Origin of the sequence: Acidovorax sp. Root267 (assembly GCF_001429215.1) — a bacterium.
In the GTDB taxonomy this organism is placed as follows: domain Bacteria; phylum Pseudomonadota; class Gammaproteobacteria; order Burkholderiales; family Burkholderiaceae_C; genus Acidovorax; species Acidovorax radicis.
In genome coordinates, this window is record NZ_LMJC01000033.1 from 1 (window position 1) to 19,930 (window position 19,930).

The window sequence follows — 19,930 nt, forward strand, 5'->3', positions numbered from 1 at the left end:
GGACAAAAACCGTTCTTGAACCGGGTTCGGTGAGTCGCCTTGCGGGTTCGGCTCATCGATGGGTTGAACTGTACGCCGCTGTTGTTCAGAGAAAAACCATCGGGTTGCGAACTGACCGTTTCAGTATTACGAACAATGCAGTGGGCCTTTCGGCCCGTGAAGGGCTCTATTTCTGCAATGCTCCGTGGGGTCTGCAATACGCTACGCTACGCTGCCGAGCTTCCGCTGCTTCCTACGAGCCTAGAGAGGTGGATAAAGGTCTTGCGCAACTCCCCGAGTTTGGGTGGTTTGCTGAGGATGCAGTCAATGTGCGGTGGAGTCTCTCCATTGGACATCAGCTTGCGCCCCCAACCGGTCAGAAGAATGACCGGTGTCAACGGTGACATTTGCTTCACTGCTTCGGCGACCCTGCGTCCATCGATATGCGGCATGCCCAGGTCCGTGATGACCATGGCAAACGCTTCCCCCGCTTCTTGTGTTGCGCGAAAAGCGTCGATCCCTGCCTGTCCGCCATTGGCGGTGGTCACGTCATGACCGTCCACCTCCAGGACGTCGCGCAGCGATTTGAGCAGCATGGGATCATCGTCCACGATCAAGAGACGCAGGCGCGGGATGGATACATCGAGTATTTCAGTCGATGCAAGAGCCGCCGCGACAAAGGGCACCGAAAACACCAGGCGCATGGTTGTCCCCAGCCCCTGTGTGCTGTCGATTTCAATTTCTGCGCTGTGACGCTCCACAACGCCATACACCATCGCCAAGCCAAGTCCAGTGCCCCGTGCGCCCTTGGTGGTGAAAAATGGTTCCAGGCAGCGGCGTCTTGTCGCCTCGTCCATCCCCGTCCCGGTGTCTTCCACCTCAAGATGTACTTGCTCCAGTGGAAGGGATGCGTCTGCCACCCTTTGCACTGCCTTCGTGCGCAATGTCAGCGTGCCGCCATCCGGCATGGCATCAATGGCGTTGAAGAAGAGGTTGATCAATGCTTCGCGGATCTCGCTTTCGATGCCCATGACCACTGGCAAATCCGGCGCAAGCTCGGTCCGCAACTGGATCACAACACCCCGCTGCTGAGGTATGTCGTGCCATCTGGCCCGCGTGAGATCGATCACCTGTTGCAGCAGCAGATTCAGTTGTACGGGGGTGAGTGTCAGCTGAGGTTCGCGGTGTCGGTAGAACTCTCCCATACGCGTGACCGTCTGTGCTACGTCTTCAATCGAGCGCTGAATGGTTTCAAGATAATTGCGACCGCGAGCGCTGAGTCCGGGCTCATTGGTCAGCAGCGTCTCGGTATAGAGCGTCACCGGCGAGATGGCGTTGTTGATGTCATGCGCAATGCCGCTGGCCATTTGTCCGAGTGCCCCCAGGCGTTCCTGTTGCATCACAGCCTGCTGGCTCAGGCGCAAATCGTCGTACGCTTGGTGCAGCGTTCCGTAGAGTTGCGTTTGGTGCGCTGCCAGGGCAACATGCTCACTCAGTTGCTGCAAGAATTCGCATTCACCACTGCTGAAGGCATGCGCTGCATGGCGCGCGGTAATCAACACACCGAACACACGGCTTTCCGTCAACAGGGGCGCGACGACCAAAGAACGCAGCTTCCCGCGCGCCAGGCGTTGCGGAAAAGGAAACGCGACCTGACTGATGTCGGGCTCGTACACGAGTTCCCCACGTACACAGCGCGACAAACCATTGGCATCAATGGTCACCTGTTCGTGAGCCGTCATGGCCAGCTCCGTGGCCAATACAGCACTGCGTATCCCCACGCTGGCGATTTCTAGGATGTTGTTGGATGAGTCATGCAGGGACATGCAGGCAAAATCCACGGGAAGCTGGTCCTCCAGGCTATTCACAACCACCTGGAAGATGCTGGGCAGGTCCTGCCGCTCTCCAATCGCGCGAGTGATCTGATGCAGCAAATTAAGGCGTCCCAACTGCGCCTGGAGCTTCTGTTCGCTCAACTTGCGTTCGCTGATATCTCGCACAAATCCGGTGAAGGTGGGGGGGTGTGCAGAGCCGCTACGTGTGATGGACAACTCGGCCGGAAACTCCGTTCCGTCGGCGCGCAGGGCCGTCAGCTCCACACGCTGGCCCAGTATTGGGCCAAGCCCGGTCGCGAGGTAGTGTTCCAGGCCTTGGCGGTGCTGCGCGCGCCACTGTGGCGGGATAAGCAACTCAGCCATGTCCCGGCCAAGCACGTCGCCCTTGGTATGGCCAAAAATGCCTTGGGCTGCAGCATTGAAATCGACAATACGTCCTTCATGGTCGATGGAAACGATGCCGTCCAGGGCCGTGTTGACCACCGCGAGGTTGCGCTCCTGGCTCTCGCGCAAGGCAACCTCGGTGCGTTTGCGTTCGGTGATTTCCGATTGCAGCTGCGCGTTCGACATCACCAATTGATCGCGCGAAACGGTCGTTCCCTTCAGCGTTGACGTCATGGCATCGAATGCGCGTGCCAGGTCGCCAATCTCGTCACGGGAAGTCACATCGAGCCGATAGTCAAGATTGCCTGCACCCACGACCTCAGTGCTGGCGCGCAGCCTTTCAAGAGGTCGTGTCACGCTTCTGAGCACGAGAAGGAGCGTCATCATGATGACCAGTAAAACTGCTCCACCGAATGCCGCCACGGCCACACTGGCGCGCTGCTGGGCTTTGAGAACGCCCTCCCGGCTTCGCACGGACAGACGCAAGGCATCTGAGATCATGGCTTGCGTCTGGTTGATGATCTGCCCGGTGAGCCGGGAGTCCAACTCCTCCAGCACCTCGCTGGCTTGTGGGGCGGCCTTGCGCTCCTGCTGGTTGGCAACAAGCTGGTCGAACAAGGTGTCGACAACCGCGTGGGTGCGCCTGAATTCTTCCAAGATGGCAAGTTCTTCGGCGTCGCTGAATTCCGGTATTGGGGTCAGCAGCTTCAGCAGCGACGCTTGGCTCAAGCGCCGCTGCACCCTTGCGCGCTCTTCATGGCGCAGCACGTACTCCAGCGTCAGGTGTCTGACTGCGGTGACAGCGTTGAGAATTTCGCCGGCCGCCTCGTTTTTGGCGAGCTCCTTTTTGACCTGCTGCGTCGTGGTCCACAACACGGCGCTGATGACGATTACCACGGCGGCGGAGAACAGTCCCGCAAGTTTGAGTCGGGTTGCGATTTTCACGCTGGCATTCCTAGTGGATGACCGTCACTGCGCGTGGCATCACCGCGAGCAGCCCGTCTAGGTGGATGTTGTTCAGGTAATTCGGCATCTCTTTTTTGTCACCGACCAACCCATTCTTAATCGCCCACCGCGCCTCGTCCTCCAATGTCAGTAGCAGGCTCTGGTCCAGCACAACCCGAAAGCGATACAGCGCCCAGGGCTCTTTCAGTTCCTCCGCACTGAATTTCATGAACCGCCCCGTCATTTCTCGGGCCTGCTCGGGTGCATCCTGGCAAAACCGCCCACCCTGGATCAGCGCGCGCAGGACTTTCTTGACAGCTTCCTGGTTGTTCTCCACGTAGTCGCGTGTTCCGCTCACGCTGGAGGTTGCCTCGTAGATGCCTGTGGCGGAAAAGGCTGTGCTATTGGTGCCCAGGGCCTTTTTCATCGCGCTGACGTGCGGTTCCCACGTTGCGGCAGCATCGATGTCCCCCCGGGCCAGTGCGGGCGCGATGTCTTCCGGCTTGAGGTCAACTGCCGTCACGTCGCTGGGCGATAGCTTTTGCCGGTTGAGAAACGCATCCAGTACGAAATGTCCGGACGTGCCCAGCGATACACCGATGCGTTTGCCTCGCAAGCTGGCTGGCGTAGTGATGCCCCGGTCCTTGCGCCCCACGACTTCATAGTCGGATTCCGATGCAAAGATCGTGGCAATCACGGCAATCGGCTGCTGGCGCATGCCAGCGAACATGATGGGGATGTCGGCCGATACACCGAGGCTGGCTTTGTCCTCCAAAACCGCGTCCAGCGCGGCCTTGCCGCTGGTGTGCGGCTGGATTGTGACGTTCAGGCCTTCGGCACCGAAGTAGCCATTCTCGTGCGCAGCCAGTATCGGGCACGAGCCCGCATAGAAGGTGTTGGCGGCAATGGTCACCTGCTCAAGGGGCCTGGGATCTTGCGATGAGGTACGGGTGCCCCATACCACGGTCCCCGCCACTGCCATGGCCAGAACAAGCAGGCCTGCTGCGATGCGAACAGACCCGTTTCCCTCTTTTGATGCCGTCGCTCGTTTCATCTTGAACCTCTCTGGCACTGCGCCCAGGCTTCTGCTGCAGGCCCCGGTACACGGCATTTGTCCTGCAGGTCAGTGCATGCCCAATGATTGTGCGTATTCCGGAGGCCAAGGCAAGGCGCAATTGACAGCGGATCAACCACCCAACACGTTGTGCGCGGAGCCGAATGGACAGGCCCAGCGTTTGAAACTACCATTGAACACAGAAATAATTGACAGAGACCTCTTGTGGATTGGGTGTCGTTACTACACAGGACAGGGACTTTGCGTTCTTCTGAGGGAACAAGGCATGCAACTGCGTCAGTTTCTCCGCGTCGGCTGTTGGGCCCCTCGGTCGGGATGTCCCCATTTTTTTGTGACCTGAGTTCGCATCAAGCACATGCCTATGCAAGCCCCGCGCCTTTTGATCGTGGACGACGAAGTGATGCAGATGACAGCGCTGTGTGACACGCTGACACCCCAGGGCTATGAAACCGTCGGCTTCACGTCTGCCAAAGCGGCACTCCTGGCGCTACGGGAACAACGGTACGAATTGCTATTGACCGACTTGACCATGCCGGAGATGGACGGCATTGAGTTGTTGCGCGCTGCGTTGGATATAGATCCACAGATGGTGGGGGTCGTCATGACGGGCGATGGCACTATTTCTTCGGCGATTCAGGCCATGAAAGTTGGTGCCTTCGACTACATACTCAAACCTTTCCGGCTGAGCGCCATTCTTCCGGTGATTGCGCGTGCCTTGGAGGTCCACAGTTTGCGCCAGGAAAATGCGGTGCTGGAGCTGCAGTTGCAGGAGCATATGGCGGCGTTAGAGGCGCGCAACAAGGAGCTGGCCTCAGCCAACAGCGAGCTTGAGGCATTTGCCAGCTCCGTCTCACACGATTTGCGCGCACCTTTGCGCATCATTTCCCAGTTTGCCCAGATCCTTGAAACCGACTTTGGGTCCGAAATGCCTGCAGAGGCCCGCGAGATGTTGGGCCGCATTTGCCTGGGGACGCAGCGCATGCACCAGCTTGTTGCCGATTTGCTGCGCTTGTCCAAACTGGGGCGCCAGACATTGATCAAGCGTCGCGTCGATCTGGACAGTCTTGTGCATGCGCTGATTGATGAGTTGCGCCCGGACTACGCGCGTGATGGCATCGGCATCCATGTTGGCCCGCTGAACCACTGCACTGCGGATCCTGCGCTGCTTCAGCAGGTGATGACCAATCTTCTGTCGAATGCGTTCAAGTTTACGCGGGGTCGCGATCAAGCCCGGGTGGAAATCGGGCGCCTTCCGCAGCAAGAAGAGGCAGCCTATTTTGTACGCGACAACGGTGTAGGTTTTGACATGGCCCATGCTGGCAAGCTGTTCGCTCCCTTCCAGCGGCTGCACCGTGCGGAGGACTATGAGGGTACGGGCGTCGGCCTGTCGATTGCGCAGCGGATAGTGGAGCGCCACGGTGGTCGTATCTGGGCCGAGGCAGAGGAGGGTAAGGGCGCCACGTTTTTCTTTACCCTTTCCTCCGAGGATGACCCTATGAGGTCGAAGGCTGCAGCTGCGGGCGAGTCGGGTCGAGTCGCCGACTGATGCCAGGGCATACGCTACTCCGTGACCTGCCCGGGCGCGTATGAGGGTGTCCAAGGACTCTTGCTATCCTGCGATCTCGCTTTGACTGAGGCAGTACCTACTTCGAGAGCAAGGCTGGAATTGGGACAACCGAGCAAGCGGGCGTGCGGCGCCAGCAATCCATAGGGACGAAAAAAAAGCTCTGCCTTTCAAGACAGAGCTTTGTTTTGTGTGGGACTTTGTGTTGAACGGATTTGGAAGTCGTTCCTAAGTCATGGGTGGCTTGGTGTGCCAAATGGCGGAGAGGGCGGGATTCGAACCCGCGGTGGGGATTAGCCCACACACGCTTTCCAGGCGTGCGACTTAAACCGCTCATCCACCTCTCCGAAGCCCTCTATTCTAGCAGTGCTTTTGGGCGTTTTCTGCGCCCCACAGATGTATCGGTTGTTTTTAGTGGGCGGGTCGGGCCCCGAGTGGTGCTGATTCTGTGGCGGAGTCGATCTTTGTCGCGTCGTCGCTCCTCTCGATGCGGTTGCGTCCGGTGTGCTTGCCCCGGTACAGCGCTGCATCGGTTTGTTGCATGGCGCGGTCTAGTTCCTGTGGGCCAGCGAAACCGGCCGAGATGCCGATGGTCACGGTGCAGCGGATGGGGCCGCCTGGGGCGGCGGCGGTCACCACTTCGCTGTTCTCGATGGCCATTCGCGCGCGGCTCGCAAGGCGCAGGGCGCCCTCGGCGTCGGTGTCCGGGCAAATAACAACGAACTCTTCGCCACCCAGGCGGCACGCGAGGTCGCCCTGGCGGGCGGTGTCCCTCAGCACGTCGGCCACATGGCACAAAACGGTGTCGCCGATTTGGTGGCCGTATGTGTCATTGATGCGTTTGAAATGATCGATGTCCACGATCAGCAGGTGCGCAGGGCCTGCAGTGCGTGAGCGGAAATATGCATCCAACCCGTCGAGCATGCCGCGACGGTTCAACAGCCGCGTCAGCGGGTCGTGGGCCGCCATGGCGCGCAGTTCGTCGGTGAGCCTGCGCAGCACCAGCCAGATGATGGACGGTGCCAGCACGGTCGCCAGAAAGGACATATAGAGATAGAACACGGTCTGGAAACGGCTGTTCATGTCCAGTGCCTCCAGTCCGTCCTTGAGAATCATCACGAACTTCATGGCGTTGAGGGCAAAGATGCCGCCGATCAGGACTGCGAACAGCATCATTTCCGCCCGCAGATCCCTGGCAAAAGTGTGCGCGCCCTGGATCACGGTGGCGGTCATGGCGAGAAAGAGCATGGCAGAGGCGCCCGCCAGCATGGCGTATCGGACCTCTGTTCCCAGCGTCCCTTGCACCACTATCTGCGCAGCGGCGTAGGCAAGGGCCAGTGTGAGGAGGGGGCGCCACAGCGGAGCCGCTCGACCGAAGAACCGCATGGCACCTACCGCGTAGACTGCCGGTGCACACAGGGTGAGCGTATGGTTGACCACGCTCATCGCGTTCCACCCCGGGGGGCCGCCCACCAGCTGCAACACGTAGGCTGAGCCCAGCAAGAAGTTGCCGATGGCGAAAACTTCCATGCCCATCTTCTTACCATGCAGGCGCGTGCTGATCAGCAGGAACATGGCGCTAAAGCACAGCAAATGCACGCACAGCATGCTGACGATAAGGGTGGCACCCATGGGTACTTGCACGTGAAGGTGTCTCGGTGGGAAAGCGAAATGGCACTTCATCCTAGCCGACACCATGCCGGCCTTACACCGTGGCACGCCTTCGCTGTTTGCTCAGCAAAGGGGTTGTGGAACGACCGGCAGCGTGGACGAACACCCATTCCTGGAATCAAAAAACCGGCACCGGGCGCTGGCGGCTTGTGCCTTGCAGCGTGCTCGGTTCGCCGGTTCACTGGGACCAGGGCCGATGGCGTCGGCCTGCCGTGTGATTTCAGTTGCGTGGAGTGCCGGTGGTTTGCACCATTTTCATCGCCGAGCCGATCAGTGCCGACACCTCGGTCATGTTGCTCGGCACGATGAGCGTGGTGGTCGAGTCCGCTGCCACCTGGCTGTACGCCTCCACGGCCTTTTCCGCGACCTTGAGCTGTACGGCCTGTTCGCCGCCGGGCTGGCGGATGGCGGCGGCCACGCGCTCGATGGCCTGGGCATTGGCTTCAGCCACGGCCTTGATGGATTCGGCCTCGCCCTGGGCCTTGTTGATGACGGCCTGCTTTTCACCTTCGGAGCGGGCAATGAAGGCTTCGCGTTCGCCGGTGGCGATGTTGATCTGTTCCTGGCGGCGGCCTTCGGAGGCGGCAATCAGCGCGCGTTTTTCGCGTTCTGCCGTGATCTGGGCCTGCATGGCATGCAGGATTTCCTTGGGTGGTGTCAGGTCCTTGATTTCATAGCGCAGCACCTTCACGCCCCAGTTCAGGGCTGCTTCGTCAATGGCTTGCACGACCTGGGCGTTGATGATGTCCCGCTCTTCAAAGGTCTTGTCCAGTTCCAGCTTGCCGATGACCGAGCGCAACGAGGTCTGTGCCAACTGCGTCACGGCCACGATGTAGTTGCTGGAGCCGTAGCTTGCGCGCATCGGGTCGGTCACCTGGAAATACAGGATCCCGTCCACTTGCAATTGTGTGTTGTCGCGGGTGATGCAGACCTGGCTGGGCACGTCGAGCGGGATTTCTTTCAGGCTGTGTTTATAGGCAACCTTGTCGATGAATGGGATGATGAGCTTGAGCCCCGGCGCCAGTGTGCTGTGGTACTTGCCCAGCCGCTCCACCACCCATGCGTTTTGCTGGGGGACCTGCTTGAAGCTGCGGATGACAAAGACCGCCACGATGGCGGCGATGGCGAGTGCTATGTATGTTTTATCCATGAACGGCTTTCAGTATTTGGGGGGCTGCGAGCTCACATAGGGTCAACTAGCAGGCGGTTGCCCACCAGCTCGGCGACCCGGTGCATGCCGGTGGAAGGGGTAACGCCGGGGCGATGGATGGCGGTCCACGTAGCGCCCCGGTATTTCACCGTGCTGGTTCCGTCAGGGTTCCAACCCTCGATGAGTACGGCCTCGCCAACGTCCAAGTTGACGCTGCGGTCTGCGCGCGGAGATGGATCTCCCGAGCGCTCGCGTTTGGCAAAGTGCCAGGCCACGACTGCGCCGCCGCCTACCAGAGCCGCGACAGTGATTTGGGAGGCGGACGAAAGCCCCATGTGCGCGGCTAGGGCAGCAGCAACCAGTCCCACAGCCATCATGAGCAGATAAAACGTGCCGGTAAGCATCTCTGCCACGACCAAGATTCCTGCTGCCAGCCACCAGATGGTGGATTCCTCCATAGCCAACTCCTTGTTGTGGTTGTGTTTAGTGCACCACATTCTGGGTCAAAAGGGTTGCAGTTCAAAGGCGCGTCAACGTTATTCCTTACACTTCGCGCCTATTTCGTTTTTTGGCCGGGCAGGGCACGGTTGCACGGAGGCTGCGCATGAAGTTTCGCTTTCCCATCATCATCATCGATGAAGACTATCGTTCCGAGAACACTTCGGGGCTCGGTATTCGCGCGCTGGCGCAGGCCATCGAGGCCGAAGGGTTCGAGGTGGTCGGGGTCACCAGCTATGGTGATCTGTCGCAGTTCGCGCAGCAGCAAAGCCGCGCCAGTGCGTTCATTTTGTCCATCGACGATGAGGAATTCTCGGAGGGCGAAGGCCTCGATCCGATCGTTCTGAGCCTGCGCAACTTCATCGGCGAGGTGCGCCGCAAGAACACTGAGGTGCCGATCTACGTGCACGGCGAGACCAAGACCAGCCGCCACCTGCCCAACGATATCCTGCGCGAACTGCACGGCTTCATCCACATGTTCGAGGACACCCCCGAATTCGTGGCGCGCCACATCATCCGCGAGGCCAAGAGCTATCTGGAGGGCGTACAGCCGCCGTTCTTCAAGGCGCTGCTCGACTACGCCGAAGACGGCTCGTACAGCTGGCACTGCCCCGGCCACTCGGGCGGCGTCGCCTTCCTCAAGAGCCCCGTGGGCCAGATGTACCACCAGTTCTACGGCGAGAACATGCTGCGCGCCGATGTGTGCAACGCGGTGGAAGAATTGGGCCAGCTGCTGGACCACAACGGCGCCATTGGCGAGAGCGAGCGCAATGCCGCGCGCATCTTCAATGCCGACCACTGCTTCTTCGTGACCAACGGCACGTCCACGTCCAACAAGATGGTGTGGCACCACACCGTGGCCCCCGGCGATGTGGTGGTGGTGGACCGCAACTGCCACAAGTCCATCCTGCACAGCATCATCATGACCGGGGCCATCCCCGTGTTCATGAAGCCCACGCGCAACCACTTCGGCATCATCGGGCCCATCCCGCAAAGCGAGTTCGAGCCAGCCGCCATCCAGGCCAAGATCAAGGCCAACCCGCTGCTCAAGGGCGTGGACGCCAAGAAGGTCAAGCCGCGCGTGCTCACCCTCACGCAGTCCACCTACGACGGCGTGCTGTACAACACCGAGACCATCAAGGGCATGCTCGATGGCTACGTGGAGAACCTGCACTTCGACGAGGCCTGGTTGCCGCACGCGGCCTTCCATCCGTTCTACGGCACCTACCATGCCATGGGCAAGAAGCGCACGCGCCCCAAGCATTCGGTGACGTATGCCACGCAGTCCATCCACAAGCTGTTGGCCGGCATCAGCCAGGCCAGCCATGTGCTGGTGCAGGACTCGCAGACCACCAAGCTCGATCGCCACCTCTTCAACGAGGCCTACCTGATGCACACCAGCACCAGCCCGCAGTACAGCATCATCGCCAGCTGCGACGTGGCGGCCGCGATGATGGAGCCGCCCGGGGGGACCGCGCTGGTGGAAGAGAGCATCCTGGAGGCACTCGACTTCCGTCGCGCCATGCGCCAGATTGAAGACGACTTCGGCAAGAAGGACTGGTGGTTCAAGGTCTGGGGCCCCGAGAAGCTGGTGGACGAAGGTATCGGCCGCGCGGAGGACTGGATCATCCGCAGCGATAGCAAGAGCAAGAAAGCCGGCGCCAAGTGGCACGGCTTCGGCCAACTGGCCGATGGCTTCAACATGCTGGACCCGATCAAGTCGACCATCGTCACGCCGGGCCTGAACCTGGACGGCAAGTTCGACAAGACCGGCATCCCCGCGTCCATCGTCACCAAGTACCTCGCCGAGCACGGCGTGGTGGTGGAGAAGACGGGCCTGTACAGTTTCTTCGTGATGTTCACCATCGGCATCACCAAGGGCCGCTGGAACACGCTGCTCACCGCGCTGCAGCAGTTCAAGGACGACTACGAGAAGAACCAGCCCATGTGGCGCATCCTTCCGGAGTTCTGTCAGCAGCACAAGCGCTATGAGCGCATGGGCCTGCAGGACCTTTGCCAGCACGTGCACGAGATGTACGCCAAGTACGACATTGCGCGCCTGACCACCGAGATGTACCTGTCGGACCTCACGCCCGCCATGAAGCCTTCGGATGCGTACGCGCACATCGCGCACCGCCAGACCGAGCGCGTGGAGATCGACCAACTCGAAGGCCGCATCACCGTGGGCCTGGTCACGCCGTACCCACCGGGCATTCCGCTCCTGATTCCGGGCGAAGTGTTCAACAAGAAGATCGTGGACTACCTCAAGTTCGCCCGCGAATTCGCCAAACTGTGCCCGGGCTTTGAGACCGATATCCACGGCCTGGTGGAGGTGGAGGATGAAAACGGCCAGGTGCGCTACTACGCGGACTGCGTGGCCGACACAACCGCCAAGACCGGCAAGAACACCAAGCCGCTGGCCACCGCCAAGAACCTGGTACAGGTGGGCGACGACGGACCTTACGGCCGCAACGTGTGAGTGCGGTTTGACGCCGTGGTGATCGGCTGGTGGGGTCGTTCACCCGGCCCAAGATCGTGAACGCGTTCTAAAAATCGCTCCCCGGCACCGCTGGGGAGCGATTTTTTAGTTTGGAGGGTTTGAATCCGCTGAACAAGTACCCCCGTATTGCCTGTCAGCCGCGTGATTTTCAGGCGGTGTCAGTCCCTACATCACTTTCAGGAGATTCTCATGACCCACCGATTCAACACCCGTATGGCCACCATTGCATTGGCCGCTGCCATGGCTGCAGCCGCTGTACCTGCCATGGCGCAGGTCATGGTGGGTGGCGCGCCCATGCTCGCCAGCAAAGACATCATCGACAATGCAGTGAACTCCAAGGACCACACCACGCTGGTGGCTGCCGTGAAGGCCGCAGGCCTGGTCGAAACGCTGAAGGGCACCGGTCCCTTCACCGTGTTTGCACCCACCAATGCCGCCTTTGCCGCTTTGCCCGCTGGTACCGTGGACACCCTGCTCAAGCCCGAGAACAAGCCGACGCTGACCAAGGTGCTTACCTACCACGTGGTTGCAGGTAAGTACGATGCCGCAGCGCTTTCCAAGATGATCGCCGACGGCAAGGGCATGGCCAGCTTCAAGACAGTGGCAGGCGGCACACTCACCGCCAAGGCCAGTGGCTCCAGCATCATGGTCAGCGATGAAAAGGGTGGCATGGCCAGCGTGACCATTGCCGATGTGTACCAGTCCAACGGCGTGATTCACATTGTGGACAAGGTACTGCTGCCCAACTGACCACATTGACGAAAGCGCTGAAAAGGCCTGCCCGTTGTGGAAGGGCGGGTTGCCTGGCTTGGCGCTCGATTAGCGTGCAGCAGGCATGTCTTCCCGCACACGCACAAAACTCGCGAAACGCGGCAGGCCGCCGTCGTGTGTTCCGCGAAACCGGTAGGTAACCCAGCTGCCCACCGGCGGAGGGTCAGCCCGTTGCGCATCGCTGAAGCCCGCGCCCAACCGAAAGCGCTGACCCGAGGGCATTTCTACCAGCAGCGCTCCCATGCGCCCTGCGTGGCGACCCTTGCCCGGCAGGTGGGCAACGACGCGGGCTTCCGTGTCATCGTGGGTCTTGACCTTCACCAGATCATCGCTGCGGCCAGACTGGTAGTGCGAGCTGCCCCGGTGCAGCATCAGGCCTTCGCCGCCCGCCCGCACCGTACGTTGCAACAGGGCCTGCAGGGCCGCATCGTTTTCGATGCGCTTTTGGGGCACTGCCTGGACCCAAGGCTGGTTGATCTGCATCACCAAGGCGTTGAGCGACCGCAGTCGCTCGTCAAACGTGTCGCCGTGCCGGGGCAGGTCAAACACCATGAAGCGCATCTGCCGCCAGGCCACGTCGTTGGGCTGCTGCTGGCGCGTGGTGGACTGCGCGTGCGCAAAGCGCCCGCGCCCAGCCCACAGTTCGCCATCCATGGGGGTGCTGGGCCAGCTGGCGGTGAACCACGCGGGGGCCACTACCGTTTCACCACCCCGGGTGCGCAGCGTGTGGCCGTCCCAGTACCCACGCACGCCGTCGTACTTTTCGCTGACCCAATAGTCCGCCAACGCCATACCCGGCCGGTACACATTGGCCAGCAGCAGAGCCGGAGCATCTGCTGCATGGCCAGGACGTGTGGAAAGTGCGGGGAGGGCTGCGAACGCCAGCCAGGCCAGGTAGCTTCTGCGTTGCATTTGCTATTTAATTGATAGCTTATTGCGCTTTTGTATCAAGCGCTGGGGCCTGTTTTGACTCAAATTTCGAGGCGAAATCAGACTTGGTCTGCGCTCAGGCCTGCCGTCTGGCTGAAGCCGCCGTCCACGTAGGTGATCTCGGCGGTCATGCCCGAGGCCAGGTCCGACAGCAGGAAGGCCGCCACATTGCCCACGTCCTCGATTGTCACGTTGCGGCGCAGGGGCGAGGCATCGGCCACGCGGCTGAGCAGCTTGCCAAAGTCCTTGATGCCGCTGGCGGCCAGTGTCTTGATGGGGCCCGCGCTGATGCCGTTGGCGCGGATGCTCCGGCCGTCTTCGGTGCGGCCGACGGCTTCGGCCAGATATCGCACCGATGCTTCCAGACTGGCCTTGGCCAGGCCCATGGTGTTGTAGTTGGGAATGGTGCGCAGCGCGCCCAGGTACGACAGCGTGAGCAGCGACGACTTGTCGTTCAGGTAGGGCAGAGCGGCCTTGGCCATGGCCGGGAAGCTGTAGGCGCTGATGTCGTGCGCAATGCGGAAACCTTCGCGCGACAGGCCTTCGAGGAAATTGCCGGCAATCGCCTCACGGGGCGCAAATCCAATGCTGTGCACAAAACCATCAAATTTGGGCCACACCTGGGCCAGGTCGGCAAACATGCGATCGATCTGCTCGTCGCTGCCCACATCGCAATCAAAGATCAGCTTGGAGTCGAACTCGGCGGCAAAGTCGGTGATGCGGTCCTTGAAGCGCTCGCCCACGTAGCTGAAAGCCAGCTCGGCACCCTGCGCATGGCAGGCCTTGGCGATGCCGTAGGCGATGGAGCGGTTGGACAACACACCCGTGATGAGCAGCTTCTTGCCGGTCAGAAAACCCATGTTCAATCTCCTTTTGGAATGGCGAAATGTCGGCGGGCGGCCTGGTGCATGTGGATATGCGCGATCTGCAGCGAGGCCCGGCGAACGTAGTGCAGAATTGTCGCATGCGGTTTTGGCTGACTTTTTTGCTGATGGGGTGTGCGGTTCCGGCGTGGGCTGCGCATGGGTATGCCCTGTGGGGCGAGCCGCGTTATCCCTCCGGGTTTGCGCACTTTGCCTATGTGAACCCTGATGCGCCCAAAGGCGGCGAGCTGCGTCTGGTCAGCAACCTGCGGGTGTCCACCTTTGACAAATACAACCCGTTCACCATCAAAGGCAACGCACCAGCGTACTTGTCGTCGCTGATGTTCGATTCACTGCTTGCCGGTTCGATGGACGAAACCGCCACCGGCTATGGCCTGCTGGCCGAAGATGTGGAAGTTGCCCCCGATGGTTTGTCCGCCACCTTCCGCCTGCGGCCCGAGGCGCGTTTTCACAACGGCAAGCCGGTGCTGGCACAGGATGTGAAACACAGCTACGACACGCTGGTGGGCCCCTTCACATCCCCTGCCTACAAGACGCTGCTGATCGAGGTGGCAGGCGTGGACGTGATCAACGACCGCACCGTGCGTTACCGCTTCAAGCTGCCCAATCGCGAGTTGCCCCTTACGGTGGGCGGTTTGCCCGTGTTCAGCCGCGACTGGGGTGTCGAGAACGGCAAGGCCAAACCCTTTGACCAGGTGGTGATGGACATCCCCATTGGCAGCGGCCCCTACAAAATCGGTCCGGTGCGGTTTGGCAAGGACATCACCTATGTGCGCGACCCGCAATATTGGGCGCGTGATCTGAACGTGCGCAAGGGCACGGCCAATTTCGACAACATCCTTGTCAAGATCTACAAGGACAACACCGCGCGGCTGGAGGCCCTCAAGGCGGGCGAGTTCGACCTCATGCGGTTTTTCAGCGCGGGTGACTGGGCCCGGCGCGTAACGGGCAAGAAGTTCGACACGGGTGAACTCGTCAAAGGCGAGTTTGTGCACAAGCTCCCTTCGGGTTTTCAGAGCTATGTGCTCAATACCCGTCGCCCGCTGTTGCAGGATGCCCGGGTGCGCGAGGCCCTGGGCCTGGCCATGGACTACGAATGGATGAACCGCCAAATGTTCTATGGCGCCTACCAGCGGGTGAACGGCCTGTTTGGCAACACGGCATGCGAAACCAAAGGGAGCCCATCGCCCGAAGAACTCGCGTTGATGGAGCCCTATCGCAAGGATATTCCGGCGTCGGCTTTTGGCTCCATGACGGTGGCCCCGCGCACGGATGGCGATTCGTCTCTGCGCGCCAACCTGCGGCGCGCCCAGGCTTTGCTCAAGGAAGCAGGCTGGGAGGTGCGCGATGGCGCACTGCGCAACGCCAAGGGCGACGCCATGGTGCTCGAATACATGGACAGTAACGAAGGCGGCGTGCGCACCATCACCCCCTGGATGCGGAATCTGGAGAAGATCGGCATCACGCTGCGCTTTCGCACGGTGGACTTTGCGCTGTACCAGCAGCGGCTGCAGAAGTTTGACTTCGACATTACCTCCATCGCCTACCAGGGCACCAACAACCCGGGCCAGGAGTTTGCCGACATGTTCGGCAGCCAGGCGGCCGATGTGGAGGACTCCGGCAACTTCGTCGGTGTCAAGAACCCAGCGGTGGACGCCATGATCAAGGCCATGACCTCGGCCAAGACCGAGGCGCAATTGCTGCCCGCCTGCCACGCCCTGGAGCGCATCATCGCGCACAGCCACTACCTGATTCCGCAGTGGACGGCCGGCACACACCGCATGGCCTACAACGCCTGGCGGCTGGCCCGGCCTGCCACGGTGCCGCCTTACGCCAGCGGCGAAGGGTGGGTCATCGACACCTGGTGGGCGCGCATTCCGCCCCAGACCGCGCCAGACAAGAAATAACAACAAGACCGCCCACCCATGTTTGCCTACATCCTCAAACGTGTCTTGCTCATGCTGCCCACGCTGCTGGGCGTGCTCTTGCTGACTTTTGTGGTGATCCAGTTCGTGCCGGGCGGTCCGGTGGAACAGTACATGGCCGAGGCCAAGGCCGGTGTGGGCGGTGGTGGTGCCGAAGGTGGCGGCCTGAGTTACCGGGGTGCGCAGGGTGTGGACCCCAAACGGCTGGAGCAGATCAAGGCGCTGTACGGCTTCGACAAACCCGCTCACGAGCGCTTCCTGCAGATGCTGGGCCAGTTCGCACGGTTCGACCTGGGCAAGAGCTTTTTCCAGAACAAGGATGTGTGGCAACTGGTGAAGGAAAAACTGCCGGTTTCCATCAGCCTGGGCCTGTGGACTTTTTTCATCAGCTACCTGGTGGCCGTGCCGCTGGGCGTGGCGAAGGCGGTGCGTGCCGGTTCACGGTTTGACCTGGTGACCACGCTGCTCATCCTGGTGGGCTACGCCATCCCGGGCTTTGTGCTGGGCGTGGCGCTGCTGGTCATTTTTGGTGGGCAATTGCAATGGTTTCCATTGCGCGGTCTCACGTCGGCCAGCTGGGATGAGATGTCGTGGGGCGCGCGCATCGTCGACTATCTGTGGCACATCACGCTGCCTGTGACGGCCATGGTGCTGGGCAGTTTTGCCGTGACGGCAATGTTGACCAAGAACGCCTTTCTGGAAGAGATCCGCAAACAATATGTACTCACGGCCCGCGCCAAGGGGCTCAGCGAGCGGCAGGTGCTGTGGAAGCATGTGTTCCGCAATGCACTCATTCCCATCGTCACCGGGTTTCCGGCGGCCTTCATCGGCGCATTCTTTGCGGGCTCTCTGCTGATCGAGACCCTGTTCTCGCTCGACGGCCTGGGCCTGCTCAGTTATGAGAGCGTGATCCGCCGCGACTACCCGGTGGTGCTGGGCACGCTGTATCTTTTCACGCTGATCGGGCTGGTTACCAAGCTGGTCAGCGACCTTTGTTATGTGTGGGTCGACCCGCGCGTGAAGTTTGACTAGCCCGAACGAACCCATGGCCCTGATGAGTTCTGCTTCCGCATCGCCTTCGCTTTCTCCCTCGCGCCGTGCCTGGCTGCGCTTCAAGCGCAACCGCCTGGGTTACTGGAGCCTGCTGATCTTCTGCGCCCTGGTGCTGGTCAGCCTGTGTGCCGAGCTGGTCAGCAACGACAAGCCCCTCGTCGTGCGCTACGAAGGGCAGACCTACTTCCCCATGCTGAAGGACTACCCCGAAAAGACGTTTGGCGGGGACTTCGAGACCCCCACAGACTACCTCGATCCCTTCATCAAGGATCGCCTGAGTGCGGGCAGCAATTGGGCGCTGTACACCTTGAACCCCTACGGCCCCAACACGCTCAACTACTTTGCCAAGGCGCCCAACCCGTCTGCGCCCACGGCCGACAACTGGCTGGGAACGGACGACAGGGGGCGTGACCTGCTGGCGCAGTTGCTCTACGGCTTTCGCGTGAGCGTGCTGTTTGGCCTGGCGCTCACGGTCACCGGCGTGCTGCTGGGAATGCTCACCGGCGCCATCCAGGGTTTTTTTGGGGGCAAGACGGACCTGGCCTTCCAGCGCTTCATCGAGATCTGGGGCTCCATGCCCGAGCTGTACCTGCTCATCATCTTCAGCGCCGTGTTTGCACCCAGCATCGCGCTGCTGCTCATCCTGCTCTCGTTGTTTGGCTGGATGGGGCTGTCGGACTACGTGCGTGCCGAGTTTCTGCGCAACCGCCAGCTCGACTACGTGAAGGCCGCGCGGGCCCTGGGCGTAGGCAATGCTCAGATCATCTGGCGCCACATCCTGCCCAACAGCCTGACGCCCGTGGTCACCTTTTTGCCGTTTCGCATGAGTGGTGCCATCCTGGCACTGACCTCGCTCGACTTCCTGGGCCTGGGTGTGCCACCGGGCACGCCGTCGCTGGGTGAGCTGCTGAACCAGGGCAAGAACAGCATTGATGCATGGTGGATTTCGCTGTCCACCTTTGCGGTGCTGGTCACCACCTTGTTGCTGCTGACCTTCATGGGCGACGCGCTGCGCGATGCCCTGGACCCCCGAAAGGCCGACCAGTGACCACCCCTTCGGCCATGACCCCTTTGTTGCAGGTTCAGGACCTCCACGTTCGCTTTGGCGCCAAAGAGGTGGTGCGGGGTGTCAATTTCAGCATTGCAGCGGGCGAAAAACTGGCGCTGGTGGGTGAGTCCGGCTCGGGCAAAACCATCACGGCGCTGAGCCTGCTGCGGCTGGCGGGCGATGCTGCCATCACCGGCCAGGCGCTGCTGCAGGGGCGCGGAGACCTGCTGGCGCTGACCGAACGCGAGATGCGCGGCGTGCGTGGTGGCGACATCGCCATGGTGTTCCAGGAGCCCATGACCGCGCTCAACCCGCTGATGACCATTGGCCTGCAAATTGCCGAAATCCTGCAGCTCAAAAAAGGACTGACCGGCGCCCAGTGCGCGCAGGCCGCCATCGAGCTGCTGGCCCAGACCGGCATCCCCGAGCCTGCGCGCCGTGCCAACAGCTTCCCGCACCAACTCTCAGGCGGCCAGCGCCAGCGCGCGATGATCGCCATGGCCCTGGCCAGCGCGCCGAAGCTGCTGCTGGCCGACGAACCCACCACCGCGCTGGATGTGACCTTGCGTGGCCAGATCCTCGACCTGCTCAGCGACCTGCAGCGTCAGAACGGCATGGCGGTGCTGCTGATCACGCATGACCTGAACCTGGTACGCCGCTTTGCCGACCGCGTGGCCGTGATGGAACAGGGCGTGCTAGTGGAGCAGGGCCCCGTGGCCGAGGTGTTTGGCGCCCCCCAGCATGCCTACACCCGGCGCCTCATCGCCAGCCAGCCCCGCCGCGATGTGGCCGAGGCCGACCCGCCCGCAGGCACTGCCCCGGTCGTGAAGACGCAGGACCTGCGCGTGGTGTACCCCACGCCGCTGCCCGGTGTGCGAGGGTGGTTCAAGAAGGGCGAGTTTGTGGCTGTGCAGGGCGCCGCGCTGCAGTTGCTGCCAGGCCAGACGCTGGGTGTGGTGGGGGAGTCCGGCTCGGGAAAATCCACGCTGGCCCAAGCCATCCTGGGCCTATTGCCTTACGCAGGCGAATTGCAGGTGGGTGGGCAGGCATGGCAGCAGCCCGCCATGCGCAATACACCGGCCAACCAGCAGCTGCGCCGCCGGGTGCAGGTGGTGTTTCAAGACCCGTTCTCATCGCTGTCTCCGCGCCTCACGGTGGAGGAGATCGTGGGCGAGGGCCTCAAGGTGCACGAACCCACACTGACCGTGGCCCAGCGCCGCGCCCGCGTCGAGGCGGCCCTGGAGGAGGTGGGGCTTGCCGAAGCACAGTACCCGCGCCTGCTCGAGCGCTACCCGCATGAATTTTCTGGCGGCCAGCGCCAGCGCCTGGCCATCGCCCGGGCGCTCATCGTGCAACCCCAGGTGCTGGTGCTGGACGAGCCCACCAGCGCCCTGGACGTGACCATCCAGCAGCAGGTGCTGGGCTTGCTGCAGCGCCTGCAAAAAGAGAAGGGCCTGAGCTACCTGCTCATCACCCACGACGTGGATGTCATCCGTGCCATGGCGCACGACGTGGTGGTGATGAAGGACGGTGCCCTGCTCGAAAGCGGCAGCGTGACAGACGTGCTGGATGCGCCGCAGCATCCGTACACCCAGCGGCTGGTGGCGGCGGCCACGGTGCCGGTTTTGGACTGATGAATTTTGATGAAAATAGCCGATAGCGCTTGCTGGTAAAGCGCAGTGCGCTATTGAAAATATAGCATTCTCGAAATGGCCGGG

At 61.4% G+C, this 19,930-nt stretch carries 14 protein-coding genes and 1 tRNA gene; 7 read left to right on the forward strand and 8 right to left on the reverse strand.

Going from position 1 to position 19,930, the window contains the following annotated elements:
• Positions 1 to 206: 206 nt before the first annotated feature.
• Together ASE39_RS23430 and ASE39_RS23435 are read right to left on the reverse strand one after the other, a co-directional pair.
• Positions 207 to 3,143 (reverse strand): PAS domain S-box protein, encoded by a 2,937-nt coding sequence (locus tag ASE39_RS23430; protein WP_057272691.1) that lies wholly within the window; start codon positions 3,141 to 3,143, stop codon positions 207 to 209.
• Between the two features lie 10 nt (positions 3,144 to 3,153).
• The gene (locus ASE39_RS23435) at positions 3,154 to 4,197 is read right to left on the reverse strand and encodes an NrtA/SsuA/CpmA family ABC transporter substrate-binding protein (RefSeq protein WP_242421544.1); all 1,044 of its coding nucleotides are present in this window, start codon (positions 4,195 to 4,197) and stop codon (positions 3,154 to 3,156) included.
• Between the two features lie 382 nt (positions 4,198 to 4,579).
• Here ASE39_RS23435 and ASE39_RS23440 point away from each other — a divergent pair, with 382 nt between their 5' ends.
• The gene (locus ASE39_RS23440) at positions 4,580 to 5,764 is read left to right on the forward strand and encodes an ATP-binding protein (protein WP_057272838.1); all 1,185 of its coding nucleotides are present in this window, start codon (positions 4,580 to 4,582) and stop codon (positions 5,762 to 5,764) included.
• Between the two features lie 275 nt (positions 5,765 to 6,039).
• On the opposite strand, the gene ASE39_RS23445 is transcribed toward ASE39_RS23440, so the two are convergent.
• From ASE39_RS23445 to ASE39_RS23460, 4 genes are all read right to left on the reverse strand, one after another.
• A tRNA-Ser gene (locus ASE39_RS23445) sits at positions 6,040 to 6,129 on the reverse strand.
• A 64-nt stretch (positions 6,130 to 6,193) separates the two neighbouring features.
• Positions 6,194 to 7,414, reverse strand: coding sequence for a GGDEF domain-containing protein (locus ASE39_RS23450; protein WP_057272693.1), 1,221 nt, complete (start codon positions 7,412 to 7,414; stop codon positions 6,194 to 6,196).
• Between the two features lie 259 nt (positions 7,415 to 7,673).
• Positions 7,674 to 8,603: a stomatin-like protein gene (locus ASE39_RS23455; protein ID WP_057272694.1), complete on the reverse strand. Its 930-nt coding sequence runs from the start codon at positions 8,601 to 8,603 to the stop codon at positions 7,674 to 7,676.
• Between the two features lie 32 nt (positions 8,604 to 8,635).
• The gene (locus ASE39_RS23460; protein WP_199864325.1) at positions 8,636 to 9,061 is read right to left on the reverse strand and encodes an NfeD family protein; all 426 of its coding nucleotides are present in this window, start codon (positions 9,059 to 9,061) and stop codon (positions 8,636 to 8,638) included.
• Between the two features lie 146 nt (positions 9,062 to 9,207).
• On the opposite strand from ASE39_RS23460, the gene ASE39_RS23465 reads away from it, so the two are divergent.
• Both ASE39_RS23465 and ASE39_RS23470 read left to right on the forward strand, forming a co-directional pair.
• Entirely contained in the window at positions 9,208 to 11,580 is a 2,373-nt protein-coding gene (locus ASE39_RS23465; protein ID WP_010461017.1) for an arginine/lysine/ornithine decarboxylase, read from the forward strand.
• A gap of 210 nt (positions 11,581 to 11,790) precedes the next feature.
• Positions 11,791 to 12,351: a fasciclin domain-containing protein gene (locus ASE39_RS23470; protein WP_057272695.1), complete on the forward strand. Its 561-nt coding sequence runs from the start codon at positions 11,791 to 11,793 to the stop codon at positions 12,349 to 12,351.
• 69 nt (positions 12,352 to 12,420) lie between these two features.
• On the opposite strand, the gene ASE39_RS23475 is transcribed toward ASE39_RS23470, so the two are convergent.
• Entirely contained in the window at positions 12,421 to 13,284 is an 864-nt protein-coding gene (locus tag ASE39_RS23475; protein WP_010461021.1) for a DNA ligase, read from the reverse strand.
• A gap of 77 nt (positions 13,285 to 13,361) precedes the next feature.
• A complete protein-coding gene (gene fabI, locus ASE39_RS23480) occupies positions 13,362 to 14,162 on the reverse strand; it encodes an enoyl-ACP reductase FabI (RefSeq protein ID WP_010461023.1) in 801 nt (266 codons plus the stop codon).
• A 104-nt stretch (positions 14,163 to 14,266) separates the two neighbouring features.
• Here fabI and ASE39_RS23485 point away from each other — a divergent pair, with 104 nt between their 5' ends.
• From ASE39_RS23485 to ASE39_RS23500, 4 genes are read left to right on the forward strand one after another with little or no spacing between them, the layout of a single operon-like run.
• Positions 14,267 to 16,093: an extracellular solute-binding protein gene (locus ASE39_RS23485; protein WP_057272840.1), complete on the forward strand. Its 1,827-nt coding sequence runs from the start codon at positions 14,267 to 14,269 to the stop codon at positions 16,091 to 16,093.
• Between the two features lie 18 nt (positions 16,094 to 16,111).
• On the forward strand, positions 16,112 to 17,143 hold the full coding sequence (locus ASE39_RS23490; protein ID WP_057272696.1) for an ABC transporter permease subunit: 1,032 nt from the start codon (positions 16,112 to 16,114) through the stop codon (positions 17,141 to 17,143).
• Between the two features lie 22 nt (positions 17,144 to 17,165).
• Positions 17,166 to 18,212, forward strand: coding sequence for an ABC transporter permease (locus ASE39_RS23495; RefSeq protein WP_035196876.1), 1,047 nt, complete (start codon positions 17,166 to 17,168; stop codon positions 18,210 to 18,212).
• Positions 18,213 to 18,226: 14 nt separating this feature from the next.
• Positions 18,227 to 19,846, forward strand: a complete 1,620-nt coding sequence (locus ASE39_RS23500; RefSeq protein WP_057272697.1) for a dipeptide ABC transporter ATP-binding protein — start codon at positions 18,227 to 18,229, stop codon at positions 19,844 to 19,846.
• Positions 19,847 to 19,930 lie beyond the last annotated feature (84 nt).

What these genes read in the sequence shown, in the direction of transcription:
- ASE39_RS23435 (WP_242421544.1), bottom strand. Translation starts at nt 4,197, where the DNA reads ATGAAACGAGCGACGGCATCAAAAGAGGGAAACGGGTCTGTTCGCATC.
- ASE39_RS23440 (WP_057272838.1), top strand. Translation starts at nt 4,580, where the DNA reads ATGCAAGCCCCGCGCCTTTTGATCGTGGACGACGAAGTGATGCAGATG.
- ASE39_RS23450 (WP_057272693.1), bottom strand. Translation starts at nt 7,414, where the DNA reads ATGGGTGCCACCCTTATCGTCAGCATGCTGTGCGTGCATTTGCTGTGC.
- ASE39_RS23455 (WP_057272694.1), bottom strand. Translation starts at nt 8,603, where the DNA reads ATGGATAAAACATACATAGCACTCGCCATCGCCGCCATCGTGGCGGTC.
- ASE39_RS23460 (WP_199864325.1), bottom strand. Translation starts at nt 9,061, where the DNA reads ATGGAGGAATCCACCATCTGGTGGCTGGCAGCAGGAATCTTGGTCGTG.
- ASE39_RS23465 (WP_010461017.1), top strand. Translation starts at nt 9,208, where the DNA reads ATGAAGTTTCGCTTTCCCATCATCATCATCGATGAAGACTATCGTTCC.
- ASE39_RS23470 (WP_057272695.1), top strand. Translation starts at nt 11,791, where the DNA reads ATGACCCACCGATTCAACACCCGTATGGCCACCATTGCATTGGCCGCT.
- ASE39_RS23475 (WP_010461021.1), bottom strand. Translation starts at nt 13,284, where the DNA reads ATGCAACGCAGAAGCTACCTGGCCTGGCTGGCGTTCGCAGCCCTCCCC.
- fabI (WP_010461023.1), bottom strand. Translation starts at nt 14,162, where the DNA reads ATGGGTTTTCTGACCGGCAAGAAGCTGCTCATCACGGGTGTGTTGTCC.
- ASE39_RS23485 (WP_057272840.1), top strand. Translation starts at nt 14,267, where the DNA reads ATGCGGTTTTGGCTGACTTTTTTGCTGATGGGGTGTGCGGTTCCGGCG.
- ASE39_RS23490 (WP_057272696.1), top strand. Translation starts at nt 16,112, where the DNA reads ATGTTTGCCTACATCCTCAAACGTGTCTTGCTCATGCTGCCCACGCTG.
- ASE39_RS23495 (WP_035196876.1), top strand. Translation starts at nt 17,166, where the DNA reads ATGAGTTCTGCTTCCGCATCGCCTTCGCTTTCTCCCTCGCGCCGTGCC.
- ASE39_RS23500 (WP_057272697.1), top strand. Translation starts at nt 18,227, where the DNA reads ATGACCCCTTTGTTGCAGGTTCAGGACCTCCACGTTCGCTTTGGCGCC.